Below are 26,840 nucleotides of genomic sequence, written 5' to 3'. Positions count from 1 at the left end.
GTTTAAATATTAATATGAGGTTGAACTTTTTTTAATGCCTTAATCACTTTTGTTAGCTCTGGAAACTCGTGGGCATTGTCCCAATGTGTCATCAGGTGATAAATATTTTCAATGCCTTGTTCTATGCTGTTGAGAAAGTGTTTTTTCTTCTGAACCAAGCCTCTGAAACCGTAAGCCCCGAGCACTTGGAGGTACCGCATCAGTTGAATCCAAGCAATGGAATCGCGGAGTTTTTGCAGGGTACTTTCATCATCATAAAGGGAAATATAATAGTCTATCATTTCCTTTTTGAATGCTTCGGGAAAATTGGCTTTTGCTTGAAATAGAAAGGAAACCACATCGTACATTGCCACGCCTTCCATTGCAGATTGATAATCGATAAATCCGATTTGATTTTGGGCATTTATCATAATGTTTCTGGCTTGGAAATCTCTTATCATCAGGGTTTTAGGTTCTAGGGTTTCAACTTTTTCCGCGATTTTATAAAACTCTTTCAGTAGCGAGGTTTTATGATAAGGTAGCTCCAATACATCTACCATAAAATTTTTGAAATAATACAAATCGTGAATGATGGGGATATGGTCATATCGTTCATATTCAGAGGTTTGTGTGTAGTCAATTTGATTTTTAGTGGCGGTTTGTAGTAGGTATAATCGGTTAAGTGTTTCTTTCACCAGAGCTTTTACATTATCAGAAAGACCTTCTTCTTCAATGGTTTGTGATAAGGTTTTTTCACCCAAAAATTCTTGGATATAGATGGTTTTATCTTCCGAGATGGCAAAAATTTGGGGTGTATTTAGTTTCAGCTTTGAAAAAACTTCGGTAAAGTAAAAAAAGCTTTGGTTCTCTCTTATGTTTTGGTTCTGCGTTACGACATAAGTGACATCGCTGGTCTTGGCGATATAATTCTTACGAGACGAACCACTTTGTGGTAAAGTGGTTAGTTCAAATGGTTGGTTGTCAATAAATTGTTTAAAAAAATCTTTAATCTCTTCCAAAGCAATGCTGTTATCGCTACAAATATAAACAATTGAAACGGATTTCCTATCTTTGCAACTATGTTTGATGACTTTAAGCCTGTTTTAAAAATCCTATTACGTTTCCTTGTGATATATCTTATGTTATTGGGAAGCTACCAGTTGTATCTCAATGATTTTGAGGTTCAGGGATTGGATCCTATTTCTAGGAAAATAGCAGATAATGTTGTGGTGGTTCAGAATTTTTTAGGATATCCATCGGGGCTCTATGATATGGTGAAGGAAAAATCAGTATATTTTTATATTTCAGGGCAATATCCTACAAAAATGGTAGAGGGCTGCAATGCGGTGTCTATTATGATTTTGTTTTTATCATTTATTTTTGCGTTTTACAAGGGTTGGAAGACTTTTGTTTTTTCTGTAATAGGACTGGCGATATTGTACATTCTGAATGTTTTGAGAATTGCGGGGCTCAATGTGATCTATGTAGAAAATGAAGCTTGGGGTAATGCTGCTCACGATTATGCTTTTCCTGCAATTATTTATGGTGGGGTGGTGATTTTATGGCTGGTATGGATTAAATTTTATGTTTTGAAAAATGAATAAATGGCTTCGTTGGATATTGGTGGTTGTGGGAATTGCAGGGCTGATTGCTGTGCGAGTGGTAGAAGATGAATGGTTCTACGACCCGTTTATTCAGTATTTTAAAGGCGATTATCGCAATGGTGCTTTCCCTGATTTTAATTGGTTTCAACTGATTTTGGGGCATTGTTTTCGTTTTGTATTAAACTTGCTATTTTCTGCGATGGTTCTTCATTTTTTGTTTTTAAATCGACAATGGACATTGCAAGGCATTCTGCTGATGGTACTTGTTTTTGCCATTACATTTCCTATTTATTTATTTTGCATCTATACCAAATTTGAAATGGGATATCTTTTCTCGTTTTATGTGAGGCGATTTGTAATACAACCTTTAATTTTATTATTGATTATTCCAATGTTTTATTATAGAAAGCATCTTTTGGAGCATCAAAAAAAGAATTAACATAATGATAACTTCTACTTCATCAAAAATTACTACCGATGTTTTGGTCATTGGCTCTGGAATATCAGGACTTTCTTATGCCATTAAGATAGCAGAGCAATTGCCCGAAACGAAAATAACCATTGTAACCAAATCTGATGAAGATGAAAGTAATACCAAGTACGCCCAAGGGGGTCTGGCGGTGGTGACGGATTTCAATAAAGATAATTTTGAAAAACATATTGAAGATACAATGCGGGCGGGCGATGGCGAAAACAAAAGAGCGGTGGTAGAGATGGTCATCAAAGAAGGACCTGCACGCTTCAGAGAATTGGTAGATTGGGGTACTCGCTTTGATAAAGAACAAGATGGAGATTACAAACTGGGACGCGAAGGAGGGCACACCGAAAACCGCATTGTACACCATAAAGACATTACAGGCTTTGAGATTGAAAGAGCCCTTTTGGCAACGGCTAAAAACTCACCTAATATCACCATTCTTAGCCATCATTATGTGGTAGATCTCATTACTGAGCATCAGATTCCTGATAAAGAACTCAATTTAGAAGCCATTACCTGCTATGGTACCTATATCTTGGACGAAAAAAATAATACTACCAAGAGGATTACCGCCAAAATTACGCTGGTTGCCACAGGGGGAGCTGGGCACGTCTATAAAAACACCACCAATCCCATTATTGCTACAGGAGATGGTATTGCCTTCGTGCATCGTGCCAGAGGGAAGGTATCCAATATGCAATACTATCAGTTTCATCCCACAGCGATGTATTCTAAGAGAGATGGAATGCTCTTTTTGATTTCAGAAGCAGTGCGAGGTGATGGTGCCAAACTGAAAACCAAGGATGGAAAACCTTTTATGCACAAGTATGATGAGCGTGAAGAATTGGCATCGCGAGACATTGTCGCACGGGCAATAGATAACGAGTTGATTATTAGTGGGGATGATTATGTGGGGCTAGATTGTACGCAGATGGATAGGGAGAAATTTATAGAACATTTCCCTAATATTTACCAAAAATGTTTAGATGAAGGCATAGACCCGTTTAAGCAGCTGATTCCCGTAGTGCCAGCCTGCCATTACCTGATGGGAGGAATTGATATTGATATGGATGGGCAAAGCTCCATAAAAAACCTATTTGCGGTAGGAGAATGTACTAATTCTGGATTGCACGGTGCCAATCGTTTAGCATCTAATTCTTTATTGGAAGGCTTGGTGTTTGGGCATAATGCTGCAATGAAATCTATAGAGTATCTGAAAAAAGATGATTTCAATTATCAAGACTTAGCCAATGTTCCAGAATGGAATGAGGAGGGAATGAAAATTATAGATGAAATGGTGATGGTAAGCTATCTTAGAAAGCAACTGCAGGAATTGATGAGCGACTTGGTGGCTATTGTGAGAAGCCATCAGCGTTTGGAGTTGGCAAAGAAAAAACAACGCGAAATCTATGAAGCCGTAACGGAATTGTACAATTATTCCAAGCTATCGCCGCAGCTTTCAGAGCTGAGAAACCTAGTCAATGTGTCTTATCTCATCATCAAACATTCTCTTCAGATGAAAGAAAACAAAGGTTCGTTTTACAACAAAGATTTGGCATCAAAATCCATTTATGTAGATTGAAAAATAAAAATAAAGCACCAAAACTGAATACTAAACCCTAAAAATCATCCAATGAAAAGACCTCATTACGCCAATGATGAAGCATTGAAACAATTCATTAAAACCGCTTTAGAAGAAGATATCCAAGATGGAGATCACTCCACGCTATCCACTATACCGAAAGATTTAGTTCAGAAAGCCCAATGTATTATAAAAGAAGATTGCATTGTGGCGGGAGTGGAATTGGCAGAAATTATTTTTAAAACATTTGATGCTACAATGCAGATGGAGGTTTTTATAAAAGATGGTGAAAATGCTAGAAAAGGGGATGTTGCCTTTGTTGTAACGGGTAAAGCCCAAAGCATTTTACAGACAGAACGCTTGGTGCTGAACTGTATGCAGAGAATGAGTGGTATAGCAACGCTCACCCACGAATGGGATGCTCGCTTGGTAGGGACTAAAACAAAACTTTTGGATACCCGAAAGACAACTCCCAATTTCAGAATTTGCGAGAAATGGGCAGTTGCCATAGGTGGAGGTACCAACCACCGCTATGGGCTTTATGATATGATAATGCTGAAAGATAACCATATTGATTACAATGGCAGTATTACCAATGCTGTGAAAATGGTAAAAGAGTATCTAGAAAAACATAAGAAAAACCTTAAGATAGAGGTGGAAACCCGAAATCTGGATGAGGTGAAAGAAGCATTGGCAGCAGATGTGGATAGAATAATGCTGGATAATATGGATATTGCCACAATGCGAGAGGCTGTGAAACTCATTAATAAACAATGCGAGACGGAGGCGTCTGGTGGCATTACCCGAGAGGTGCTGAGGGAGGTAGCCTCTACGGGTGTAGATTATATCTCTGCGGGGGCACTTACGCATTCTGCTAAGAATATTGACATCAGCCTAAAGGCAATCAAAAAATTAATTTTAGGATGAAAATAAAGGGGAAATTGATGACGATTTCCCTTTTGTTTTAAACGGATGTTAAAGTGTAAAGATTTGATTTACATCTGGTAATTTGAAAATTTTAACAAATTGGCATTAATTAACATTCCGTTAACATTGGCTAATTTATTTAGGGTTATTTTTGCACCGTGAAATTTAAATTTATTTATATTACAATAAGATTATGAAGATTAATTCTTTGAGGAAGAGAATGGCGTTGACTTCTATTGTCACTCTTTCTACTGCAAGTATGTATTTTGCACAAAGTACAAATGATTCTTTAACCAAGTCTAAGGATATTGATGAAGTGGTGATTACGGGGGTGGTAGATATCGCGAAAGACAGAAAAACACCAGTAGCTGTTTCTAGTGTAAAGTCTGCTCAGATTATTGAGAGATTAGGAAACTTAGAACTTCCTGAAATCTTAAACACTACACCATCTGTGTACGCTACAAAATCTGGAGGTGGTTTCGGAGATGGGGGTATTACAATGCGTGGTTTTGAATCTAGAAACATCGCGGTATTGGTGAACGGTATGCCAGTAAATGATATGGAATCTGGAACTGTTTATTTCTCTAACTGGACAGGTCTTTCTGATGTTACAAGCACAATTCAAGTACAGAGAGGTTTAGGGTCTTCTAAGTTGGCTATTGCTTCTGTAGGAGGTACTATGAACTTTATTACGCGTTCTGCGGATATGAAAAAAGGAGGGGTTATTAGATTAGGCGTTGGTAATAATGACTATCTAAAGACCTCTTTCTCATATAATACAGGGAAGTCTTCTAATGGCTGGTCTTCATCTTTCTTAATGGGACGTCAGACTGGTTCTACTTATATCGATAATACGGAATACGAGGCTTACACTTACTATTTTGCGTTAGGTTTTGAGCCAAACAAAAAGCATAACTTCCAGTTTTCAATCACTTCAGCACCTCAATGGCACGACCAGCGTTCTTACGCCCCTACGATTGCTAACTATATCAAATTTAACCCAGATAACGACGGCTCTCCTTATAGAAGATATAATTCTGACTTCGGATATTACACTGATGAGAATGGAAGAAGAATCGCACTAGCCAACAGAGGTAACTTCTACGCTAAACCAGTGATGATGTTTAATTGGGATTGGAATATTTCTCAAAAATCTAAATTAAGCTCTGTATTCTATGCTTCTAATGGTAGAGGTGGAGGATTAGGTGACTTGGGTAGAGTAGGTGGAAAATCAGCAACAGGGTTCTACGATGCTCAAGGGCAAATTAACTACGATGCGATTTTTGATGCTAATGCCGCGGTAGATGCTAATACTGCTAATGCAGGAGCAACATTGGTAAGAAGAGCAAGCATTAACTCGCACAACTGGTATGGTGCTTTGATTAACTTCCAACATAAAGTTAATGATAATTGGAGCTTATCTATCGGTTCTGATGATAGATATTATTACGGATACCACTATCAAGTGCTTACCCACTTATACGGTTCCAATGGATATAAAAACAGAACAAATCTTAATGTATCTCCTTATGTAGTGTCTAATCTAATGGATTACAAAAAACTAACTTGGAATCCATTCGGAGGAAAAACAACGCCACTTTCAGAGCAAGTAGGGTATAGTAATGATGGTGAAGTATTGTGGTCAAGTCTTTTCGGGCAAGTAGAATATTCTAAGAATAACTTCTCTGCTTTTGTACAAGGTTCGGCTTCTATTCAATCTTACCAAAGAATTGATAACTTCGTAATAGATGGTGTTACCAAACAACAAGGGCAGGTTGTTAATAGAAAAACAGGATTTAAGGATTTATTCGGTTACAATGTGAAAGGGGGTGCTAACTATAACATCGACCTTAACAATAATGTCTTTGCCAATATTGGATATTATAGCAAGCAACCTTTTATGAATGCCGTTTATCCAAGCAACCAGCAAGTGGTAAATCCTACATTAACTAATGAAAAAATCTTCTCAGCAGAATTAGGATACGGATACCGTTCCGCAAAACTTAATGCTAATGTCAACCTTTATAGAACAGAGTGGAAAGATAGATGGATGAGAAGAACTATGGATTTCACTTTGGCAGATGGTTCTGCATTGAGAGGTTATGCAGAGATTAGCGGTATTACACAGGTTCATACTGGGGTAGAAGTAGATGCTACTTATAAGCCTTTTAGTTTCTTAGAGCTACAAGGGATGTTCTCACTAGGAGATTATAGATACAAAGGAAACCCTACGGGAACGGCTTTTGATGAGAATAATAATGCAGTAGAAATTGCTAATGGGGCTAATACTTCTACACTTTATCTAGACAATGTAAAAGTAGGAGGCTCTGGTAGTAATAGTATCCCTCAGCTTACAGCATCTTTGGGAGCTACAATCAAGCCAGTGAAAGATCTTAGCGTTTATGGAACTTGGAGATATGTTGGTAAGTTATACTCTTCTGTGGACATCAGTACATTTGCAGTTCAGGCTAATCAAGAGAGAGGAGTATTGCAGTTGCCAGATTATAACTTGCTAGACCTAGGAGCATCTTATAAGATTAGACTGAAAAACACAGCTCAATACTTTACTGTAGGTGCCAATGTGAATAACGTATTAGATACCACTTACATTGCAGATGGAGCTACAAGTATCTTTGCAGGAGATAAGAATGCTACAGGAGTTCAGTACAAAGGGATAGATACTGCAAACAGAGTATTCTTCGGATTTGGAAGAACTTGGTCTGCTACATTATCTTTCAATTTCTAAAAAATTAACTTAGTTAAAATATTTTTAGACCCAAATCCCGACCCAAAAAGTCGGGATTTTTTTTATCTTTGTTCAAAATAAAATTTTATTCAATGGAAACAGGAATTTTACACGCTCACAGAGGTTTTGCGTACCTTATTTTACTTTTAGTAGCCGTATTCGTGGTGGCTTTGCTTACGGCAATGTTTGGTTATTCTGGTAAGAATAGCAAGTTCTTAAGAAAATCCACCCTCTTTACAATGATTTTCTTTCACCTACAGTTTTTGGTAGGCTTAGCAATGCTATTCACCTCCAAAGGATTCCAAGCTATTTTGGATAGCGGTGCCGTAATGAAAAGCCTAATGAGTGATGCTTACAATAGATTTACCTTTGTAGAACACCCTACCTCTATGCTCATCGCTGCCGTGCTGATGACCATTGTTAACAAAAAGGTGAAGACCAATGATACGCTCAATTTCGGAATCGTGATACTCAGTGCTATTGCATTAGCCCTATTCTTCTATGCGTTTCCTTTCGCTAAATTATTTGGAAAGTAATTAACTATAAATATATATGATTAAAAGGCTTGTATCTACAAAAGATATAAGCCTTTTGTGTGCTTAGAAACTTCCAAATAATCCAATTTTTCTGGTGGATATTTTGCTAAAAACAATAACTTTGCACGAGATTAATATAACGCATAACCCAATAGATAGATAATGAAAGTAGCCGTGGTAGGTGCTACCGGTATGGTAGGACAAGTGATGCTAAAAGTTTTAGAAGAGAGAAATTTCCCCGTTACAGAGCTGATTCCCGTAGCGTCTGAGCGTTCCGTAGGGAAAATCATCGCCTATAAAGGAAAAGAGTTCCCTGTGGTTTCTTTACCTACTGCCGTAGAGATGAGACCAGATATTGCCCTGTTTTCTGCAGGGGGAGGTACTTCCCTAGAGTGGGCACCTAAGTTTGCAGAGGTGGGTACTACTGTGGTAGATAATTCTTCCGCTTGGCGGATGGACGCCACCAAGAAGTTGGTAGTTCCTGAAATCAATGCTTCTGTGCTTACAAAAGAAGATAAAATCATTGCCAATCCCAACTGCTCTACCATTCAGCTGGTAATGGTGCTGAATCCTCTGCACAAAAAGTATAAAATAAAACGCGTGGTAGTCTCTACCTATCAGTCGGTTACAGGGACAGGGAAGGCTGCCGTAGACCAACTGAATGCAGAGACCGAAAATGCAGTAAAGGGCAATAGCAACGAAAGTGTAGAGAAAGTTTATCCTTACGAAATATTCAAAAACGCCCTTCCTCAGTGTGATGTTTTTGATGAAGGCGATTATACCAAAGAAGAGCTGAAACTGATGAGAGAGCCTCTTAAAATAATGGGGGATCATTCTTTTCAGCTAACGGCTACTGCTGTGCGTGTTCCTGTACAAGGTGGGCATTCTGAAAGCGTGAACATCGAGTTTGAAAATGATTTTGACCTAGATGAAGTAAAGACAATTCTTTCTGAAACTTCAGGCGTGGTATTACAAGACGATGTCGCGAATAAGGTATATCCTATGTGTCTTTATTCTGAAGGGAAAGATGAGGTGTTTGTAGGAAGAATCCGCAGAGACCCATCGCAGCCCAATACACTCAATTGCTGGATTGTAGCAGATAACCTAAGAAAAGGAGCTGCCACCAATACCATTCAGATTGCAGAATATCTGGTGGAAAAAGGGTTGGTATAGTTAGAAAGAGGTAAGAATAGGGATATTTTGGTTGATAGCCTCTGTTTTTAAAAAGATATGTTGTGAGATTGATTTTTTACTATTATTTTTACCAAAACAAAAATCTTATAACAATGAAAAGAATCTTAACTACATTTTCAGTATTGGCGACGATGTTTTTTGCCAAAGCTCAAACGGAGGAAACCACTACAACTACCACCGTAACCACCACTACTACCACTGTTCAAAATAATGGTGAGAGAAGAAACGATGTGATGGTGAATCCCATTGCATTGGTGCTAGGGCTGGTGAATGTTTCTTATGAACATCATCTGAATAAAGACTCTGGGATTGGGGTAACAACCGCTCTAATATTAGATGATTATGTGGTAGGGGAAGATGCCTCTTATTTTCACATATTACCACACTATCGCTACTATTTCGGTAAGAAATGGGCAAGAGGTTTCTTTTTAGAAGGATTTACGGGAATCACAAGCAGAAAGTATGATGATATAATTGGTTGGTATACTTCACCAGATGGATGGGGCGTCTATCCAAGAACGGAGAAAAAAAGAGAAACTAACTTTACTATGGGTGTAGGCTTTGGTGGTAAATGGGATTTGAAAGGAAATGTTCTCTTAGAAGCCTCGGTAGGAATTGGTAGAGCCTTCGGTTCAGACTATGAGCCTACAATAGCCAAAGGAATGCTGGGAATAGGTTATAGATTTTAATGATAATAACGCCTTTACATACAAGCAAAAAGTCTCGGTAGAAGAGACTTTTTTTATTGGTTAGAGTAATGAAACATTTATATTGAAAATAATGAAAGTTACGGAACAGCAGGATAAAACTAAATTCACTTTTCAGCGAAATGTTGCCATCGTTGGGATAGTTCTCTTTGTAGGGAAGCTCATCGCTTGGCACCTTACCAATTCTGATGCGGTGTTTTCAGACGCTATGGAAAGTACCGTAAACATCATAGCGGCTTTTATGGGGCTCTATTCTCTCTATCTTTCAGCAAAGCCAAAGGATATCAATCACCCTTATGGGCACGGTAAAGTGGAGTTTGTTACCTCAGGGATAGAAGGGGCTCTCATCATCTTTGCGGGAGTGATGATTATTGTAGAATCGGTGGACTCGTTGCTTCACGGCAATACATTGCAGAAATTGGATTGGGGAATCTTCATTATAGCGGCTACGGCTGCCGTTAATTACCTTCTAGGTTATATCTCCTATCAAAAGGGAGTGAAGGAAAATTCGCTGGTGTTGCAGAGTTCTGGGAAGCATCTTCAGAGTGATACCATCACCACAGTAGGGGTGGTGGTGAGTTTAATTTTGGTGTATTTTACGGGGCTCAATTGGCTAGATTCTGTAGTGGCTTTGGTTTTCGGGGGGTACATTATGTTTGTAGGCTATGGGATTATTAGAAAATCGCTTGGGGGCATTATGGATGAAACCGATACCGAACTGATGGAGCATCTTGTAGTATTGCTCAATAGGTTCCGAAAAAAAGAGTGGATAGATGTGCACAATGTTCGCATCCAGCAGCACGGAAGTGGATTGCATATTGATGGACATTTAACATTGCCTTATTACCTAGAACTGAGAGAAGCTCATAATCAGATGGAGGAACTGATGGTTTGCATTGCAGAGCACACCGATAGAAGAATTGAGTTTAATTTTCATTTAGACGACTGCAAACCTTTCTCCTGCGAGGTTTGTCAGTTAACGGATTGCCCTGTTCGTGCTTTACCTTTCGTTAAAAAGATTGATTGGAATCTTGCTACCGTTACGCAGGTAAGCAAGCACAATAAAGAAAGCTAAAACAATCCCTCTTGGTTAGGCATTTCAAAGCCGTGGTCGGTTTCTAAGTTGGGTTGTTGGCAGGCTTTTACGGCGAGCTGGTCGCAGATTTCATTTTCAGGGTGTCCTGCGTGTCCTTTTATCCAATGGAAAGTAGGGCGATGGGCATTGAACAATGGCACGAACCTCCGCCACAAGTCGGGGTTTTTCACATTCTTAAATCCTTTTTTTATCCATCCCAAAAGCCATTTTTGATTGATGGCATCGGCTACATATTTACTATCGGTGTAGATATGCACTTCATTGTCGTTGGTTTTTAGCTTTTCCAAAGCTTCTATCACAGCCAGTAGTTCCATTCGGTTGTTGGTTGTTTTTTTAAAACCTTTGGAAAATCGTTTTTCGTAGTTTTCGTTGGGGATTCGCATTAGGATACCGTAGCCACCCTTGCCAGGATTGCCACTGCACGCACCATCGGTATAAATGTTAATTTTAAATCCCAATTTTTTTTGTTTTTTTTAATGTCAAACACAAACAACGAATCAGTATAGATATCTAATACCCAATCTCTAACCTCTAAAATCTAATATCCAACCTCTAACTTCTAAAATCTAACCTCTAATTAAAACGGAAACTCATTATCTTCATCCTCGTAGTCATTCATAGAAGAGCCAGATAAGTTAGAATAGTCCATACCATCTGAGATGCCAAAAGCATCTGAAAGAGGAGCGGTAGTGGTAATTTTACCCATTCCTGAAGACTCTTCCATTGAATTGAGATTATGATTTTGATAGCCATAGCTGCCCTGCAACGCTTCCAAATCTGCAAATTTCCCAAGATTCTTGATGAACGCCAACCTTACATCTGCCGTAGCACCATTTCTATGCTTCGCGATGATAAGCTCCGCTTGGTTTTCCGTGGAAGTTTGTTCCCCCTCTGGGTCATTGTCCCAAGTATCAATTTTATAATACTCTGGACGGAAGATAAACGACACAATATCCGCATCTTGCTCTATGGCACCCGATTCCCTAAGGTCGGAAAGCTGCGGGCGTTTCCCTGGTCTGGTTTCCACCGTTCTGGAAAGCTGTGAAAGGGCAATCACAGGGACATTCAATTCCTTGGCGATGGCCTTCAAGGAACGAGAGATGGTGGCAATTTCCTGCTCACGATTTCCTGCGTTTTTCCCTCCGCTATTGGCGGTCATCAGCTGGAGATAATCCACCATAATGATTTTTACCCCGTGCTGCATTACCAATCTTCGGCATTTGGCTCTAAAATCAAAAACAGAAAGAGAAGGTGTTTCATCAATGTAGAGCGGAGCATTTTCCAATTCGGAAACATTGGTGAATAGTCTTTGCCATTCTTCATCAGACATTTGCCCTTTTCTCAATTTCTCAGAGGAAATCCCCGTTTCGGAGGAAATCATTCTGGTAATAAGCTGTACAGATGCCATCTCTAGAGAGAACAAAGCCAAGGGTACTTTGTGCTGTACGCAGATGTTTCTTGCCATCGAGAGGAGAAAGGCGGTTTTCCCCATTGCGGGTCTTGCTGCAATGATGATAAGGTCTGAGTTTTGCCAGCCTCCAGTTTCTTGGTCTAATTTTGTAAACCCTGAAGGAACGCCAGATAGACCTTCCTTATCTCTTAGGGCTTTGATGGATTCTACGGCTTGTTTCACGAGGGAATTAGCGGTGTCAAATCCTTTTTTGATGGTACCATTGGTAATTTCAAAGAACGATTGCTCGGCTTTGTCCAAAAGTTCAAATACATCGGTAGATTCTTTATAAGAATTGTCAATTACATTAGCAGAAACATTGATGAGGCTTCGCAGAATGTATTTCTCCAAAATAACACGTACGTGGTACTCTATATGGGCTGATGAGCTCACGCCAAGCGTTAGTTCGATAATGTATTGGTCGCCTCCAGCAAGGGAGAGTTTGCCTTCTTTTTTCAACTCTTGAATCACGGTCATTAGATCTACGGGGTGGTTGCTTTCGTAGAGCTTTAAGATAGCGGCAAAAATCACCTGATGTCTTGGGTCGTAGAAGACATCGGGTTTTAGCAGGTCTATGGAGTAGTCTAGCCCTTTTTTGTCAATCAAAAAAGTACCAATAACCAGTTTTTCAAAATCTACCGCATTGGGTGGCATTTTTCCCTCGGAAATGGAAAGTTCCTTGGCAAAATTACCGTGAGTAAGAGATGATAATGTTTCCTTTTGTACCATATTGCAAAGATAGTTTATTTACAAGTGTTGCGGTTGGTTTTTAATTCACAATTGGAAACGATTGGTTTTAATATTTTGATTTTTAGAGATTTGTATTGTGGATAAAATTATTTTTCTTTTTCTAAGTTTTCTATGATGCGTTGTTTCATCAGGGTATGGGTATGGTCTTTGGCTTCGGCGTAGGAGATGTGATATTTTCGCTCGATGTTTTGGAGTGCTTTGGGGAAAGGTTCCAGAAGAGCGTTGTAATAAGTATCAAGCTGAGCTTCTGTGGGCATTTCAAATTTTAGTTTGAGCTGAAACCTTCTTTTGATGGCAAGGTCTATCAGCTCTGGGTGATTGGTAGCGGCGATGAGCAGGGCTTTTTCTGGGAAATAATCTATCAGCTGAATGAGGGTGTTTACAAGGCGTCTCATCTCGCCCACATCTTTATCATCATTGCCTCTCATTTTCCCGATTTGGTCAAATTCGTCTAGGAACAAAACGGCTTTTTCTCTAGCCGCTTTTTCAAAAACGGCTTTTAGGTTTTTGCCAGTATCGCCTATCCTTGCGGAGATAAAATTGGTAAGGTCAAGTATCAAGATGCTTTTGTTGAGGGCTTTGGCAATTGCTTTAGCAGTAGAGGTTTTACCACATCCAGAATGCCCGTAGAGTAAAATCTTGTTATCTACTTTCAGCCCGTACTTTTGGAGTTCGTCTAAGTATTGATGTTCTTTGATGATTTGCTCTAATCGGGTTTTATTTTCTGAGCTGAAGACCATTTGGTCTAATGCTAAGGCTTCTTTATCGTTAATCAGTAATTCAAATGTGGACATAGGTTTTTGATATGAGAGGTGAAGATAAAAAACTTAATGGTTAAGTAGAATAAATGAACATTATTTTTATAAAAAAAATGAGGCTTAAAGAAAAAAGTTTTTTAAGCCTCTTAATGATTGAAAAAAGTTTTTTATTGGTTTTGTTTGATAATCTTGTATGTTTGGCTATCGTTTAGCAAGATATAGTAAACTCCACTAGGGAGAGTTTCAATATTGTAAGCGGTTTGATTTCCGAAAGTTTTTATAAGTCTCCCTGAAAGGTTAAGAATTTTGACATTGTTAACTTTTTGCTCAGATTGGATGTGGAAAACCGTAGTTACAATAGAAGGATACAAAGTGATTTTATTGTTTTTTAGAGTTTCTACACTTAGTGTTTTCTTCTTCAAAGTCCAATATTGTGAATGAGATTCTTTTATGTTTTCTACTATGTAATCACTGTTTTTTATGATTATGGAAGGGTTACCGCTTTCTGATGAGATAAGTTTTTCTCCTAAAAGTCTTTCATAGTCTGCAACATTCCAAGTGATAAGTTCTAAAGTTGTTTCGTTACTGATATTGTGGTTTACAGAAAAAAATTCTTTAGATAGAGGTAGTGTAATGATGCCATTTCCCATAACACCATCAACGGAGATGGGAACAGTATTGTTATCCAGAAAGAAACTTCCATCGGTGATAGATAGAATTCCAGTTAATCCTTTAAAATTAGATGTTGTGCTTATTTTGGATTTTGAAATAACAAGGTCTTTGATGTTTTGTAGCGTAACATTGTATAGATTAATATCTGATATGCTGACCTTAGTTTGTGGTGAATTTCCGTTATTAGTGAAGACTTTGGTGCTACCAGACGACAAAACTTCCACAGGAGCATTTACGGGTAAGTCTTGCCCTCCAGAAAGTTCTATTCCTTCATCTATTTTGGTGTTACTATCCAAAATAATTGTGGTAGGCGTATTCTTTATGGATGTTTCATTGCCAGCAAAAATTTTTCTAAATCGACTTTGAAAAGAAGCATTCACGAAAGTGATTTGAGCGTGATTGCTCCCCTGTTTCCCTCTATAAGTCCCTGCAATGATGGTAGGTCTTTCAGAATCTTGCTGAACGGATAATTGAGTATTTACATTATCGAAAGTAACACTATAATCGGAGATGTAGATTTTAGTTATATTGCTACCGTCTGGGAGCATTCTTAGACCTATATTCTTAAAGGTTACATTGCCTGCGAGCTCTAAGTGCATTCCTCTGAATAAGATTCCAAATTGGTTAGTTCCATCTATGGTGATGTTTTTATTGATGAGGAAAGGCAAGGCGTCATTTCTATGTACAAAATTGCTTAAAAGATAGATGGTATCTCCATTTTCAGCGTTATCTACCGCTACAGAGAGTTCTCTATAAGGATTGGTTTTTGTACCATCGCCCATCGTGCCATCATTCAGATCTTGTAGATAAATGTCTTTTGCGGAGGTAAAGAAGAAGCATAGAAGAGATGCTAAAAGACTCCAAATAAATCTAGATTTTAAATTCATAGTATTAAAAAAAAGTTAAAAATATTTTTAAAAATCATAGCCCACTTTAAAGCTTAGGTCCATAGAAGTGCCAGAGGTGTTGTTTGGGCTTCCAAAGGTAAAGCCGTAGCCTATCCCTGCTCTAAATTCATAATTGAAGTTTCCGCCAAAATTTCTTCTGATGCCATAGGTAGGGATAAAATGCATCTGATGATTGAGATTCAAATTCTTTTCATTGGAAATCACAAACCAATTGGGAATATAGTTTACTTGAAGTCCGAAGTAATTTCCTGCATTGTTTTTTGTGTTTTTGCCTTTCTCTGCTCTTTTATCGATGTTGTAGTAATATTTAGGCAGTACGACAAGACTTGGGGAAAATGCAAACCCTGTTTTAGCGTACATATCCCCGCCCCATACTCCTGCCAATAGTCCGAATTCTGCTCTTAGGGTAGTCTTGTTTGCAATTTTGGTTTCATTGTAAAGGTCAAGACCGAAAAGTCCTACTTGCACTCCCGAGATGCTTTTTTCTACATCGGCAGTCTGTGCTTTTCCCCCAATGGCAATGAGAGATAAAGCCAAAAAAGATAATGTTTTTCTCACAAAATTTTCAAAATATGTTATTGTAGTTTCTTTTGGTTTTATTGGGTTGCTAATATAAGATTTTTTTTAATTTTTATACTTTTCCAGAATTTTAGCTATTTTTCTATCATTTGCCAATCTTGGAATTTTGTTTTGTCCGCCTAGTTTGCCTTCGGATTTGGCGTATTCCTGAAACGCATTTTTCTCTAAGCGTGAAATTTTCAGAGGTTGAAGCACATTGCCTGTAATCAAATCATCGTAATAGACATTGCGTTCTCGCATAGCGTTATCCAATGTTTCACGGAAGGCTTCCATATTTTCTGGCTCTTTTTCAAATTCAATGAACCATTCGTGGTATGGGAGTTCCCCATTATGGGGCGTTACTTGTGGAGCGAGGTGGAACTCTGTAATCTGTGCAGGATGTTGGCTCACGGTGGCTTTCATCGCTTCCTCTACTTCAAATGCAATGACGTGTTCTCCGAAAGCAGAGGTATAATGTTTGGTTCTGCCGCTTACCAAAATTCGGTGTGGGTTTTTCGAGATGAAGCGTACCACATCACCAATGCTGTATGCCCAAAGCCCAGAATTGGTGGTGAGAATCAGAGCGTAATCTTTGTTTAGCTCTATATCTTTCAAGGTTAAACGCGGGGCGTTGGGTTTTCCAAATTCTTCCAATGGAACAAACTCATAGAAAATACCGTGATGGGTTTGCAAGAGAAGTCCCTCTTGGGTATAATCATCTTGAAACGCAAAAAAACCTTCGCTGGCGGGGAATGTCTGGATAATATCCACTTTACCACCGAGCAGTTCCTCCATTTTTTCACGATAAGGCTCGTAGTTGACACCGCCTGTGATGATGAGCTGAAGGTGGGGGAAGAGTTGTTTTATTTTCTTGCCATTTCGTTCAATCAATTTTTCAAAATACATAATGAGCCAAGGAGGAATGCCAGAGATGAGCGTCATATTCTCGCGTTCGGTTTCCTCTACTATTTTATCTACCTTGGTTTCCCAATCTTCTATGCAGTTGGTCTCATAGCTTGGGAGTCTATTTTTTTGAAGATAATTAGGGATATGATGAGCTACAATTCCCGATAGTCGCCCTATTTTAATTCCGAAAGATTCCTCTAGCTCTGGCGAACCTTGCAAGAAAATCATTTTACCATTCACGAAATCAGCGTTGTTTTTCTTTACCATATAATGGAATATGGCGGACTGTGCTGCTGCGATTTGGTAGGGCATTCCTTCCTTGGAGATGGGGATATACTTTGCTCCAGAAGTGGTACCTGAAGTTTTGGCAAAATATTCGGGCGTTCCTGTCCAGAGGATATTGGCTTGTCCGCGTTTTACTTTTTCTATATAAGGTTTTAGGTCTTCATAATCGGCGATGGGCACGCGTTGCTGAAAATCTTCCACGGAGTGAATTTCTTCAAACTGATGCACTCGCCCGAAGAGCGTTTTTTCTGCTGTTTTCACAAGGGAGAGAAGCAGCTGCTCTTGCTGGGCAACGGCGTTGTCTTTAAACTCTTGTGCCGATTGGATATGGCGTTTTGCCCAAAGTAGGGCAATGGTTTTTTTGATGAATTTTAGCATAATGCAAATGTACAAAGATTAATGCGAAGAAATCAGACTTGGAAGCCGAGAAATAGGATAGGGAATAATAAAACCCCTTCTGATAGGAAGGGGCATAGCATTGTGATTTTATTTATTCTCTTTATAACGCTTATCAGGCGTGCCATCTTTTTTTAATTTTTGATTTTCCTTGTAGCGTTTGTCTGGTGTTCCATCTTTTTTCAGTTTGGTAGTGGTGCTAGTTGTTTGGGTTTTAGCTTTCTGTTCAGCCGCTTTTGCTTTTTGCTCGGCAGTTTTAGCCTTTTGTTCAGATGCTTTGGCTTTAGTTTCAGCGGCTTTAGCCTGTTGTTTTGCTTTTTGGGCTTCTTGTTTTGCAGCCTTAGCTTGTTGTTCTACTTTTTTAGCTTCCTGCTTTGTGGCAGTAGTTTGTGCCGTAGCGAAAGTCAATCCGAATGCTAATAATAGCATAGTTGCTAATTGTTTCATTGCTCTAAATTTTTAAGATTATGAAGGGATAACGTCAAATTTAAGGCTAAATTGTTTCATTTTGAAATTTTAACTAAAATTATGATTATAGAAAATAGATTATCTTTGCGGGGTGTAAACGATTTCGGAAAGTCCCGAAGTCGCTTTTGTGCGTATTTAGATTAAGACATCAATGAGTTTAAAAAATATACAGCAAAGCCTTCTGCCAGAATTGTTAAAGTCCAATTTTGGACAAGAAGCTTTCAATCTTTCAGAGCAACATCAGCATATTTCAGTAAAGGGAATGGCAGGCTCTTCTGCTTCGCTTTTGGTGGCAAAATTGTTTCTGGCAACCCAGCGAAGCATTTTATTCATCACCCAAGATAAGGAAGATGCCCACTACATCACTACCGAGATGGAAGAGCTACTCGGCGAAGAAAAGGTGCTTTACTTCCCAGCGACTTATCTTGAGCCTTATCAAGTGGAGCGGACGAAAAATGCCAATTTGGTATTAAGAACCGAAGTGCTCAATCGTTTAGATGGTGATACAAAGCCTAAAATCATTGTGGCACACCATTCTGCTATGTACGAAAAGGTTTTGAAAAAGGAAGATTTTAGAGCCATTTCTCATCATATCCGCGTGGGCGACCGCCTAGATTTTGATTTTACCGAAGAACTGCTCAATCAGTTTAGCTTTACCCTTACCGATTTTGTCTCAGAACCAGGGGAGTTTGCCGTGCGTGGTGGTATAGTAGATGTGTTCTCTTATGCTTATGAAAAACCGTTCCGCATCACATTTTTCGGGAATGAAATAGAAAGCATTAAAACTTTTGACATTGAAACCCAACTATCCATAGAAAAAGTAGATGAGCTGAAATTGGTCTCTAATATGAATTTTTCTGCACAAGGCAGTAAAGTCTCATTCTTAGAGTTGCTTCCAAAAGATACTTTGATTGTCTCCAAAAATCTAAGCCTTTCGTTAGATGGTATTGAAAATTTCTACACCAAAGCAGAAACAAAATATCCCACACTTAGCGATGCGATTAAGCACCGAAAGCCAGAGGAACTTTTTATTTCCAAAGAGGTTTTTCTGAAAGATTATCAGACTTTTAGAACGATAGACCTTACGCACAACCCGAGTTCCGATATTCTACAAGATTGGGCAATGCTTCCACAGCCATCGTTTCACAAAAATTTTGAAATGCTGATGGAAGATTTGGAGCAGAAACAGCAAGAGGGCTACAAAGTATGGATTTCCTTTTCTTCTGAAAAACAACAGGAGCGATTAGAAGATATTTTTAAATCCATTACAAGCTCCTCCATAGAGGATGGTATTGGGAATGTTCTCCCCCTTGGGGGAAAGGGGGCGTCTTTTCTCTCCTCGCTACACGCTGGTTTTATTGATAATGAAAACAAAATAGCCGTTTATACAGACCATCAGATTTTTGACCGATACCAAAGATTTAAGGCTAAAAATGCCTTTGCAAAATCAGAGCAGCTGACTTTAAAAGATTTGATGTCCTTAAAGATAGGAGATTATATCACGCATATAGACCACGGCATTGGGAAATTTATGGGATTGGTAAAAGTGAATAACGATGGTAAAACCCAAGAGTGCTTTAAGCTAACCTATAAAAATGGTGATTTGCTCTATGTGAGCATTCATTCTTTGCATAAAATCTCTAAATACAACGGGCCGGAAGGTAAGGAAATTGCCCTTTCTAAACTTGGTTCGCCAGCGTGGAAAAACCTAAAAAATAAGACCAAAGCCAAAGTAAAACAAATCGCATTTGATTTGATAAAATTATACGCCCAAAGAAAAACCGCTAAAGGATTTGCCTATTCACCAGACTCTTACCTTCAAAATGAATTGGAAGCCAGTTTCCTCTACGAGGATACCCCAGACCAAGAAAAAGCCACCTATGATGTAAAAAAAGATATGGAGGCAGATACCATTATGGATAGATTGGTGTGCGGTGATGTAGGATTTGGCAAGACGGAGGTTGCCATCAGGGCAGCCTTCAAAGCGGCAACAGATGGGAAGCAAGTGGCGGTTTTGGTACCTACAACCATTTTGGCATTTCAGCATTTTCGAAGTTTTAAAGAACGATTGAAAGATTTCCCTGTGAATATCTCTTATCTCAATAGATTCCGAACTACAAAACAAAAAAACGAAACCCTGAAACAATTGGAAGCAGGTCAATTAGATATTATTATTGGCACCCATCAGTTGGTTTCAGATAAGGTTAAATTTAAAGATTTGGGGCTGTTAATCATTGATGAAGAGCATAAATTCGGCGTTTCTGTAAAGGACAAACTTAAAACTTTGAAAGCCAATATAGACACACTAACGCTTACCGCTACTCCTATCCCTAGAACCTTGCAGTTTTCGCTAATGGCAGCCAGAGATTTGAGTGTTATTAAAACACCACCGCCTAACCGACAGCCCGTGGATACTCAGCTTATTGGTTTTAATGAAGAGATTTTGCGAGATGCTATTTCTTATGAACTTCAAAGAGATGGGCAGGTCTATTTCATTAATAATAGAATTGAAAACTTACAAGAAATTGCAGGGCTGATTCAACGCTTGGTGCCAGATGCCAGAGTGATTACAGGACACGGACAGATGGATGGTAAGGAGTTGGAAAATAGAATCTTGGATTTTATGGAAGGGAAATACGATGTATTGGTATCCACCACCATTGTAGAAAGTGGCGTAGATGTGCCGAATGCCAATACCATTTTCATTAATGATGCTCAGCGTTTTGGAATGGCAGACCTCCACCAGATGCGAGGGCGTGTGGGAAGAAGTAACCGAAAAGCATTTTGCTATCTCATTACACCGCCTTATGATATGATGACCAGCGACGCCCGAAAGCGTCTGGAAGCGATAGAACAGTTTTCAGATTTGGGAAGTGGATTTCAGATTGCAATGAAGGATTTGGAAATCCGTGGAGCAGGGGATTTATTAGGCGGAGAGCAAAGTGGTTTTATCAATGAAATGGGCTTTGAAGCTTACCAGAAAATAATGCAAGAAGCCTTAGAAGAGCTTCAAAACGAAACGGAGTTTGAACATCTTTTTGACAATGAAGAAGACCGCAAAAAGCTCTTTAAATCTACCAAAGAGGTGAATATTGATACCGATTGGGAACTGATGCTCCCAGACCACTATGTACAAAGCACCGAAGAAAGATTGAATCTTTACCAAAAATTAGCCGAAATCACCGATAAAGAAGTATTAAAACGCTTTGGCGATGAATTAGAAGACCGCTTTGGAAAACTACCCGAAGAAGCCATCAATCTCCTTAAATCCGTGGAGCTGAAATGGCTCGCTGCCGATATTGGTTTTGAAAAAATCGTGATGAAAAACGGTGTTTTCCTCGGCTATTTCCCAAGCAATCCACAGGATAAATTTTACCAAAGTGATAAGTTTAGAGCGATCATTGCCTACCTTACCCAGCATCCTAAAGATGCTCAGCTCAAAGAAAAAGCCAGTAAAGATGGCAACCAACTGATGATGCGGAAAGATAATGTGAAAAATGTAGAAGAGATGAATCATCTTCTTAAATTGATAATGGGATAATTTGGTATTAAAATTATCATTATATCTGTGTTACTAAATAGTAAGTTACTAAACGGTAAGTTACCAAATGGTAAGCTATTAAAATGTTTTTATTATGGAAGAATTATCACCATTTTTGTTTCGGTATATTATCGGCTTTCAAGTTCTTACTAAGAATGAAGAATTCAAAGGCTAAAATACTTGTCAGTGCGTTAATACCATTATTATTTCACTGGAAAAAAGAATGATTTTTCTATTGATAATAAAAAAATCAAAATATATTTGTAAATAATACATAAAAATATGAAATATTTAATTGTAGGATTGGGAAATAAAGGCGATGAATACACAGAAACTCGCCATAACATCGGTTTTAAAATAGCAGATCAATTAGCTGAACTGATGGAAGTCAAATTCCAATCGGCTAATTTTGGTTGGCTTGCAGAAGGAAAACATAAAGGTAGAAAAGTCTTGGTATTAAAACCAGATACCTATATGAATCTTTCAGGGAAAGCCGTCAAGTTTTGGATGCAAAAAGAGAATATTCCATTGGAAAATGTGCTGATTATCACCGATGATTTGGCGTTACCTTTTGGAACTTTGAGAATGAAAGGGAAAGGCTCTGATGCAGGGCATAACGGACTGAAAAACATTCAGGAAATGCTTCAAACTCAAAATTACCCTAGATTGAGATTTGGGATTTCGGCAGAATTTTCCAAAGGTCAGCAGATAGACTATGTCTTGGGAGAATGGGCTGATGAAGAAAAGGAAAAACTCCCAGAAAGAATCAGAACATTTGCAGAAGCTTCCCTTTCGTTTGTTTTTGCAGGGATTACCAATACAATGAATGCCTTTAATGGGAAATGATAAAAGTACAAAGAAAGGCTGTTCGAAAAGTTTTGGACAGTTTCTTTTAATTGTTTGAATTTTAAAAAATATGTTTAGAACCTTGCCTCCTATTACCAAAAATATTATCATCATTAATGTGGTGATGTATCTCATTGCTAATTTATTATTGAGCGATGCTCTATATAGATTATTACCAGCGTATTATCCCTTTTCGCCTAATTTCAGATCGTGGCAGGTGATAACGCATATTTTTATGCACGCTCCCCTCGGAAGTGGCTCTGGGATTACCCATATCTTGTTTAATATGTTCACGCTATGGAGCTTTGGCCCTGTGCTAGAGCAGGTGCTGGGCGGAAGACGGTTTCTGTGGTTGTATTTTCTAAGCGGGATAGGCGCATTTTTACTCTTCAATGTTTGGAACTTTTACGAGGTTTATCAGCTTACCACAGAACTGACAGAGCTGAATGTAGATGTTGCAGAGATTTTTAGGAAGTCAGATTTTAATTATACGGGAGATTTATCCATTTCTGCATCATCAAAAGAGGCGGTGGCGTTGTCTCAAGAGCTTTTTGCGGCACTTCAAGTGCCAATGGTAGGGGCATCGGGAGCGATATTTGGTGTAGTAGCCGCGTTTTCTACAATGTTCCCAAATGCTAAACTGATGTTCCTCTTCATTCCATTTCCTATCAAAGCAAAGTATCTTTTCCCTTTGATTATTATTGTTTCCTTGTACCTTGGTTTTAGCAATCAGATGGGGGATATAGCTCACTTTGCCCATATTGGTGGGGCGTTGGTAGGTTTTCTAATGGCGTTGAACTTTCGTAAAAAACATTTTCAACGATGGGATTAGTCCGTGTAATATTACTTTTGGGGCACCTTGCGGTAGTGGTACTCTTGGGAGCTACATTCCTGAATGCTTGGCTTCCTCCTAAGTTTTTGGGATCTCTTAATTTATTATCATTGGCTTTTCCTTTTTTGGTGATTTTACACGGTATTTTTACCCTATGCTGGTTGCTGATGTGGAAGAAGCGAGGGATTGTCTTTCTTGTGTTTTCATTATTACTATTGAACCCTGTAAGGCGATGGGTCAACTACAATGCGGAAAGCCCTCGTAAGGCTAACCTGAAAGTAGTTACCTTTAATTCTCACAGTGGAGACTATGCCAAGACATTGAAGGGGAAAGAGAGTGTAGAGCAGTTTATCCGTGAGCAGCAAGCAGATTTTATTTTGTTTCAAGAGCAACGGAAAAGAGAACTTCAGAATCCAAATTATCATTCTCAAGGTATTATAGGGATTTATACCCCGCATAAGATTCTGAAAACAGAATCATTGATTTCGGAGGAGTATAATGCTTATTCCTTCTATGCTGATGTGGAAGTAGAGGGGCGAATCATAAGGGTGATTAATGTGTATCTCCAACCTTTTGAGCTGGAGAAATCTATGGTGAAACCTACTCAAAATATGGAGGTTAATAAAGAAAAAGGGAAGAAACTGTTGTTCCGTCTGATACCCACTTTTAAAGACCATCAGGTGCAGGTGGAGATGGTGAGAAAGGCGGTAGAAGCTTCTCCTTACCCCGTGATTTTAGCTGGAGATTTTAATGCCGTGCCCAATTCTTGGGAGTATTACCATCTGGGAAAAGATTTAGTAGATGCCTTTATGGAAGTAGGGAAGGGAAGTGCCACCAGTTTTCATTCGTTTAAATTTCCTATTCGGATTGATTATATCTTCACATCGCCATCCATCAAGCCCGTGTCTTATCGGGTAGATAGAGGGATAACATTATCAGACCACTTTCCTGTAATAGCCACTTTCGAGTGGTGATATTACTTCCTTTTGATAAAGGACTTTTCCAAGATGTTCCAACTGAAATAGGCTAGTCCTATAGTGATGATTAGCACAAGGATGAATGCTAAAATGGGGTACTGCTGGGTGATTTCCCAATGGGCAAAAAGTTGTATGATGGGGAAATGGAATAAAAATATACCGTAGCTCAAATCTGCTTTCAAAAAAGAAATATCGATGGTTCTAAGTGAGAAACTTAACCAAAATACAAGGATGGCAAGGCTAATCGGAAATAGAACATAAATGGGGGTAAGCCATAGGTGTAAGACAATAATTACCACGGCAGGAAGAGTGAATAACTTAATATTGTTGCGTAAAAAATGGTAGTTTCTGTACAGTAGCATCCCACTTGCAAAGTACATCATAGCACCAGGTAGCTGCTTCGCATATAGGTAATTGTCTTTTATTTCTGCTAAATAATAGAAGTATAGGCAGGCTAAAAGGTAAATACTAATTAAAATAATATTTTGAGTTTTATAGCGGTATGATTTTAAAATCCAATACATTATCGGTAAGAGCAAATAAAAACCTACTTCTATTTTCAATGTCCAGAGGGAGCCGTTTATAGCACAAATGGCATTATTAGAAAAAACATCGTTGATGCAGGGCTGGAGGAAATTAAGAAAAGCCAAATTGCTAATAAGATATCTGATATAATCTCCTGAAAAATAATCGGAAAAGCCAAGTTGGCTTACGGAAACTAAGATGATAGAAAAGAATACAATGACAAAAGCATAAGCAGGATATATCCTTAGAAATCTTTTTTTGAAATATGTTTTTATCTCTGGGTTTTTCTCAAAACTTGCAAAGACCAGCATTCCACTAAGGATGAAAAAGATAAAAATGGAAAAAGATAAAAACCGAATTCCACTTTCTATCGTTTCGCCATTGAGAACTATAAAGTGCCTTATCATCACAATGATAGCGAGTATTAATCGGAGGAAAGGGATATTATTGGCTCTGTTCATTATTTTTTTTCGATAAAACTATTGCATTGTATTAAAATAGTATGTATATTTGCACCCTTTCATTTTTACTTTTTATTAGATTTATTTCAAACTGCATTGTCCATCAGGATTTTGCGGTTTTTTCTTTTTTAGAGGGAATACTTTTTTACGACTTAGGTTTTAAGTGTCTAAAAAACTCCCACATTACGATTCCCCCGCACACGGATACATTCAAAGAATGTTTGGTTCCCATCTGTGGGATTTCTAGAAAAGTATCGTAGTGGGGTAATGCCTCGTCTGATAGTCCATCTACTTCATTGCCTAATACCAAAGCATATTTTTGAGAAGCATCTATGGTGAAGTTTTCAATATTCTGGCTGTTGGAGGTTTGCTCTATGCCAATGATTTGAAAATCATTGTGTTTTAGATTCTGAATGGCGGTTGTAATATCTTTTTCATAAACCCAATCCACACTTTCTGTAGCACCAAGGGCAGCCTTGTGTATCTCGCGATGAGGGGGCTGAGGGGTAATGCCACACAGGACAATCTGACTGATAATAAAGGCATCTGCAGTTCTAAAAATAGCACCTACATTGTGCATACTTCTCACATTATCCAAGACCACTACCAATGGGATTTTTTCAGAGTTTTTGAAAGTTTCTATATCTATTCTGCCCAGTTCTTCTAGTTTTAATTTTTTAGTTGAAGTCATTTTTTTAGAGAATTAAGTGAATGTTTCTTTCGATGTTTTGAGCTATTTTTTCAGTTGGCAAATCGTTTTCATCATTATTAAAAGGGTCTTCTATTTCCTCGGCAATGGTTTCCAAACTCATCAGCACATAGAAAATAAAAACCGTAAGCGGTATCATTATCCAGCCCATTTGCACCACATACGCTACGGGAAGCATCAGAACATAAATCATAATAAACTTCTTTACGAAAGAGGAATAAGATAAAGGAATTGGGGTGTTCTTGATGCGTTCGCAGCCACCGCAGACATCCAGAAAACCACTCATTTGCCTATCCAACAGCAACATCTGCTCGCCAGAGAGGGTGCCTTCTCTATGGAGTTCTGCTATCTTGGTATTCATTGCATTGATGATTTCCAATGGGGCGTGCGTTTGGAGGTTGTTTTCCAAGGAAGAATAATCACTGTCCAAAACCTTGCGGGTAGATTCTTTGGTGAGATGTGTGCTAAGAGCGTGTGGAAAAAATGATAAGTGGGTGCGAAAAAAAGTTCGGTTGTCAAAATCATCTGCTGGCAAAAGGGCATTGATTTTTGTAGCGATGTTTCGGGAGTCGTTTACCAATTGCCCCCAAAGCTTTCGTCCTTCCCACCATCTATCGTAGGCAGAGTTGGTACGGAAAACCAAGAGCATTGATAGTACAAATCCCAATAGGGTGTTAAAGAGGCTGAGGTTTTTGATGGTAGAACGCTCTGTAAGTTTAAGGTATTCTATTTCTAGAAAATAAACCATTGAAGCATAGCATAGCATTGCAAGCATTGCAGGAGCTAAGGTCTTCAGGGTATCACTTTTATGAAGACTGAAAAGGATTTTAAAGAAATTCTTCGTGTTATAATAGTGCATTTTGAGTTTTTAGTTGGTGCAAAAATAGGAATTATTAATTTTTCAAGTTCATTCAATATTTGTAATTTTACCGCTCATTTTTTTTGAATA

The 26,840-nt window shown here is 38.5% G+C and carries 24 protein-coding genes; 13 read left to right on the top strand and 11 right to left on the bottom strand.

Going from position 1 to position 26,840, the window contains the following annotated elements; translation table 11 throughout:
* Positions 1-2 precede the first annotated feature (2 nt).
* Positions 3-1,004, bottom strand: coding sequence for an aminoglycoside phosphotransferase family protein (locus tag ACFFUE_RS04265; protein ID WP_376833280.1), 1,002 nt, complete (start codon positions 1,002-1,004; stop codon positions 3-5).
* Between the two features lie 54 nt (positions 1,005-1,058).
* Here ACFFUE_RS04265 and xrtF point away from each other — a divergent pair, with 54 nt between their 5' ends.
* The 9 genes from xrtF to ACFFUE_RS04220 all read left to right on the top strand — a co-directional run bounded on the left by xrtF (position 1,059) and on the right by ACFFUE_RS04220 (position 10,828).
* Positions 1,059-1,583: an exosortase family protein XrtF gene (gene xrtF / locus ACFFUE_RS04260; RefSeq protein ID WP_376832966.1), complete on the top strand. Its 525-nt coding sequence runs from the start codon at positions 1,059-1,061 to the stop codon at positions 1,581-1,583.
* A complete protein-coding gene (locus ACFFUE_RS04255; RefSeq protein WP_376832965.1) occupies positions 1,576-2,022 on the top strand; it encodes an exosortase F system-associated membrane protein in 447 nt (148 codons plus the stop codon). Before xrtF ends, ACFFUE_RS04255 begins: the two co-directional genes overlap by 8 nt.
* A 4-nt stretch (positions 2,023-2,026) precedes the next feature.
* Entirely contained in the window at positions 2,027-3,643 is a 1,617-nt protein-coding gene (gene nadB / locus ACFFUE_RS04250; protein ID WP_376832964.1) for an L-aspartate oxidase, read from the top strand.
* A gap of 51 nt (positions 3,644-3,694) precedes the next feature.
* Entirely contained in the window at positions 3,695-4,570 is an 876-nt protein-coding gene (gene nadC / locus ACFFUE_RS04245) for a carboxylating nicotinate-nucleotide diphosphorylase (RefSeq protein WP_376832963.1), read from the top strand.
* Between the two features lie 193 nt (positions 4,571-4,763).
* Positions 4,764-7,316 (top strand): TonB-dependent receptor, encoded by a 2,553-nt coding sequence (locus tag ACFFUE_RS04240; RefSeq protein ID WP_376832962.1) that lies wholly within the window; start codon positions 4,764-4,766, stop codon positions 7,314-7,316.
* Between the two features lie 92 nt (positions 7,317-7,408).
* The gene (locus ACFFUE_RS04235) at positions 7,409-7,852 is read left to right on the top strand and encodes a hypothetical protein (RefSeq protein WP_376832961.1); all 444 of its coding nucleotides are present in this window, start codon (positions 7,409-7,411) and stop codon (positions 7,850-7,852) included.
* Between the two features lie 162 nt (positions 7,853-8,014).
* Positions 8,015-9,025, top strand: coding sequence for an aspartate-semialdehyde dehydrogenase (locus ACFFUE_RS04230; protein WP_376832960.1), 1,011 nt, complete (start codon positions 8,015-8,017; stop codon positions 9,023-9,025).
* A 113-nt stretch (positions 9,026-9,138) separates the two neighbouring features.
* Positions 9,139-9,735, top strand: a complete 597-nt coding sequence (locus tag ACFFUE_RS04225) for a DUF3575 domain-containing protein (RefSeq protein ID WP_376832959.1) — start codon at positions 9,139-9,141, stop codon at positions 9,733-9,735.
* A 91-nt stretch (positions 9,736-9,826) separates the two neighbouring features.
* Entirely contained in the window at positions 9,827-10,828 is a 1,002-nt protein-coding gene (locus ACFFUE_RS04220; protein WP_376832958.1) for a cation diffusion facilitator family transporter, read from the top strand.
* On the opposite strand, the gene rnhA is transcribed toward ACFFUE_RS04220, so the two are convergent.
* From rnhA to ACFFUE_RS04185, 7 genes are all read right to left on the bottom strand, one after another.
* Complete coding sequence (rnhA, locus tag ACFFUE_RS04215; protein WP_376832957.1) at positions 10,825-11,307, bottom strand: ribonuclease HI; 483 nt, start codon at positions 11,305-11,307, stop codon at positions 10,825-10,827. The two genes, ACFFUE_RS04220 and rnhA, sit on opposite strands and share 4 nt — an antisense overlap.
* 119 nt (positions 11,308-11,426) lie before the next feature.
* Positions 11,427-13,028 (bottom strand): replicative DNA helicase, encoded by a 1,602-nt coding sequence (gene dnaB, locus ACFFUE_RS04210; RefSeq protein ID WP_376832956.1) that lies wholly within the window; start codon positions 13,026-13,028, stop codon positions 11,427-11,429.
* 107 nt (positions 13,029-13,135) lie between these two features.
* Positions 13,136-13,843 carry an AAA family ATPase gene (locus ACFFUE_RS04205; protein ID WP_376832955.1) on the bottom strand — a complete coding sequence of 236 codons (708 nt, stop codon included), beginning with the start codon at positions 13,841-13,843 and terminating at the stop codon, positions 13,136-13,138.
* Between the two features lie 131 nt (positions 13,844-13,974).
* Entirely contained in the window at positions 13,975-15,366 is a 1,392-nt protein-coding gene (locus ACFFUE_RS04200) for a T9SS type A sorting domain-containing protein (protein ID WP_376832954.1), read from the bottom strand.
* A gap of 27 nt (positions 15,367-15,393) precedes the next feature.
* Positions 15,394-15,945, bottom strand: a complete 552-nt coding sequence (locus ACFFUE_RS04195; protein WP_376832953.1) for a hypothetical protein — start codon at positions 15,943-15,945, stop codon at positions 15,394-15,396.
* Positions 15,946-16,011: 66 nt separating this feature from the next.
* Positions 16,012-17,514 carry a GH3 auxin-responsive promoter family protein gene (locus ACFFUE_RS04190; protein ID WP_376832952.1) on the bottom strand — a complete coding sequence of 501 codons (1,503 nt, stop codon included), beginning with the start codon at positions 17,512-17,514 and terminating at the stop codon, positions 16,012-16,014.
* 108 nt (positions 17,515-17,622) lie between these two features.
* Positions 17,623-17,979 (bottom strand): hypothetical protein, encoded by a 357-nt coding sequence (locus ACFFUE_RS04185; protein ID WP_327983828.1) that lies wholly within the window; start codon positions 17,977-17,979, stop codon positions 17,623-17,625.
* A gap of 172 nt (positions 17,980-18,151) precedes the next feature.
* Between ACFFUE_RS04185 and mfd the strand changes: the two genes are divergently transcribed.
* The 4 genes from mfd (at position 18,152) to ACFFUE_RS04165 (ending at position 24,193) form a co-directional block, all read left to right on the top strand.
* On the top strand, positions 18,152-21,541 hold the full coding sequence (mfd, locus tag ACFFUE_RS04180) for a transcription-repair coupling factor (RefSeq protein ID WP_376832951.1): 3,390 nt from the start codon (positions 18,152-18,154) through the stop codon (positions 21,539-21,541).
* 282 nt (positions 21,542-21,823) lie between these two features.
* The gene (pth, locus tag ACFFUE_RS04175) at positions 21,824-22,387 is read left to right on the top strand and encodes an aminoacyl-tRNA hydrolase (RefSeq protein ID WP_376832950.1); all 564 of its coding nucleotides are present in this window, start codon (positions 21,824-21,826) and stop codon (positions 22,385-22,387) included.
* Positions 22,388-22,457: 70 nt separating this feature from the next.
* Positions 22,458-23,219, top strand: a complete 762-nt coding sequence (locus tag ACFFUE_RS04170) for a rhomboid family intramembrane serine protease (protein ID WP_376832949.1) — start codon at positions 22,458-22,460, stop codon at positions 23,217-23,219.
* Positions 23,210-24,193: an endonuclease/exonuclease/phosphatase family protein gene (locus ACFFUE_RS04165; RefSeq protein ID WP_376832948.1), complete on the top strand. Its 984-nt coding sequence runs from the start codon at positions 23,210-23,212 to the stop codon at positions 24,191-24,193. The genes ACFFUE_RS04170 and ACFFUE_RS04165 overlap by 10 nt, the downstream gene beginning before the upstream one ends.
* A 2-nt stretch (positions 24,194-24,195) precedes the next feature.
* On the opposite strand, the gene ACFFUE_RS04160 is transcribed toward ACFFUE_RS04165, so the two are convergent.
* The 3 genes from ACFFUE_RS04160 to ACFFUE_RS04150 form a co-directional block, all read right to left on the bottom strand.
* Complete coding sequence (locus tag ACFFUE_RS04160; protein ID WP_376832947.1) at positions 24,196-25,182, bottom strand: acyltransferase family protein; 987 nt, start codon at positions 25,180-25,182, stop codon at positions 24,196-24,198.
* A 145-nt stretch (positions 25,183-25,327) separates the two neighbouring features.
* A complete protein-coding gene (locus tag ACFFUE_RS04155) occupies positions 25,328-25,873 on the bottom strand; it encodes an RNA methyltransferase (RefSeq protein ID WP_376832946.1) in 546 nt (181 codons plus the stop codon).
* 4 nt (positions 25,874-25,877) lie between these two features.
* A complete protein-coding gene (locus ACFFUE_RS04150) occupies positions 25,878-26,750 on the bottom strand; it encodes a bestrophin family protein (RefSeq protein ID WP_376832945.1) in 873 nt (290 codons plus the stop codon).
* Positions 26,751-26,840: the final 90 nt, after the last annotated feature.

The organism is Bergeyella porcorum (assembly GCF_042427575.1).
Classification (GTDB): Bacteria; Bacteroidota; Bacteroidia; order Flavobacteriales; family Weeksellaceae; genus Bergeyella; species Bergeyella porcorum.
The sequence above is the reverse complement of the archived record's forward strand: the minus strand, read 5'-3'. Positions and strand labels throughout refer to the sequence as shown.

What these genes read in the sequence shown, in the direction of transcription:
- nadC (WP_376832963.1), top strand. Translation starts at nt 3,695, where the DNA reads ATGAAAAGACCTCATTACGCCAATGATGAAGCATTGAAACAATTCATT.
- ACFFUE_RS04235 (WP_376832961.1), top strand. Translation starts at nt 7,409, where the DNA reads ATGGAAACAGGAATTTTACACGCTCACAGAGGTTTTGCGTACCTTATT.
- ACFFUE_RS04185 (WP_327983828.1), bottom strand. Translation starts at nt 17,979, where the DNA reads ATGAAACAATTAGCAACTATGCTATTATTAGCATTCGGATTGACTTTC.
- ACFFUE_RS04160 (WP_376832947.1), bottom strand. Translation starts at nt 25,182, where the DNA reads ATGAACAGAGCCAATAATATCCCTTTCCTCCGATTAATACTCGCTATC.
- ACFFUE_RS04240 (WP_376832962.1), top strand. Translation starts at nt 4,764, where the DNA reads ATGAAGATTAATTCTTTGAGGAAGAGAATGGCGTTGACTTCTATTGTC.
- ACFFUE_RS04190 (WP_376832952.1), bottom strand. Translation starts at nt 17,514, where the DNA reads ATGCTAAAATTCATCAAAAAAACCATTGCCCTACTTTGGGCAAAACGC.
- ACFFUE_RS04200 (WP_376832954.1), bottom strand. Translation starts at nt 15,366, where the DNA reads ATGAATTTAAAATCTAGATTTATTTGGAGTCTTTTAGCATCTCTTCTA.
- ACFFUE_RS04170 (WP_376832949.1), top strand. Translation starts at nt 22,458, where the DNA reads ATGTTTAGAACCTTGCCTCCTATTACCAAAAATATTATCATCATTAAT.
- ACFFUE_RS04225 (WP_376832959.1), top strand. Translation starts at nt 9,139, where the DNA reads ATGAAAAGAATCTTAACTACATTTTCAGTATTGGCGACGATGTTTTTT.
- pth (WP_376832950.1), top strand. Translation starts at nt 21,824, where the DNA reads ATGAAATATTTAATTGTAGGATTGGGAAATAAAGGCGATGAATACACA.
- ACFFUE_RS04255 (WP_376832965.1), top strand. Translation starts at nt 1,576, where the DNA reads ATGAATAAATGGCTTCGTTGGATATTGGTGGTTGTGGGAATTGCAGGG.
- dnaB (WP_376832956.1), bottom strand. Translation starts at nt 13,028, where the DNA reads ATGGTACAAAAGGAAACATTATCATCTCTTACTCACGGTAATTTTGCC.
- mfd (WP_376832951.1), top strand. Translation starts at nt 18,152, where the DNA reads ATGAGTTTAAAAAATATACAGCAAAGCCTTCTGCCAGAATTGTTAAAG.
- ACFFUE_RS04165 (WP_376832948.1), top strand. Translation starts at nt 23,210, where the DNA reads ATGGGATTAGTCCGTGTAATATTACTTTTGGGGCACCTTGCGGTAGTG.
- xrtF (WP_376832966.1), top strand. Translation starts at nt 1,059, where the DNA reads ATGTTTGATGACTTTAAGCCTGTTTTAAAAATCCTATTACGTTTCCTT.
- nadB (WP_376832964.1), top strand. Translation starts at nt 2,027, where the DNA reads ATGATAACTTCTACTTCATCAAAAATTACTACCGATGTTTTGGTCATT.
- ACFFUE_RS04205 (WP_376832955.1), bottom strand. Translation starts at nt 13,843, where the DNA reads ATGTCCACATTTGAATTACTGATTAACGATAAAGAAGCCTTAGCATTA.
- ACFFUE_RS04155 (WP_376832946.1), bottom strand. Translation starts at nt 25,873, where the DNA reads ATGACTTCAACTAAAAAATTAAAACTAGAAGAACTGGGCAGAATAGAT.
- ACFFUE_RS04220 (WP_376832958.1), top strand. Translation starts at nt 9,827, where the DNA reads ATGAAAGTTACGGAACAGCAGGATAAAACTAAATTCACTTTTCAGCGA.
- ACFFUE_RS04150 (WP_376832945.1), bottom strand. Translation starts at nt 26,750, where the DNA reads ATGCACTATTATAACACGAAGAATTTCTTTAAAATCCTTTTCAGTCTT.
- ACFFUE_RS04230 (WP_376832960.1), top strand. Translation starts at nt 8,015, where the DNA reads ATGAAAGTAGCCGTGGTAGGTGCTACCGGTATGGTAGGACAAGTGATG.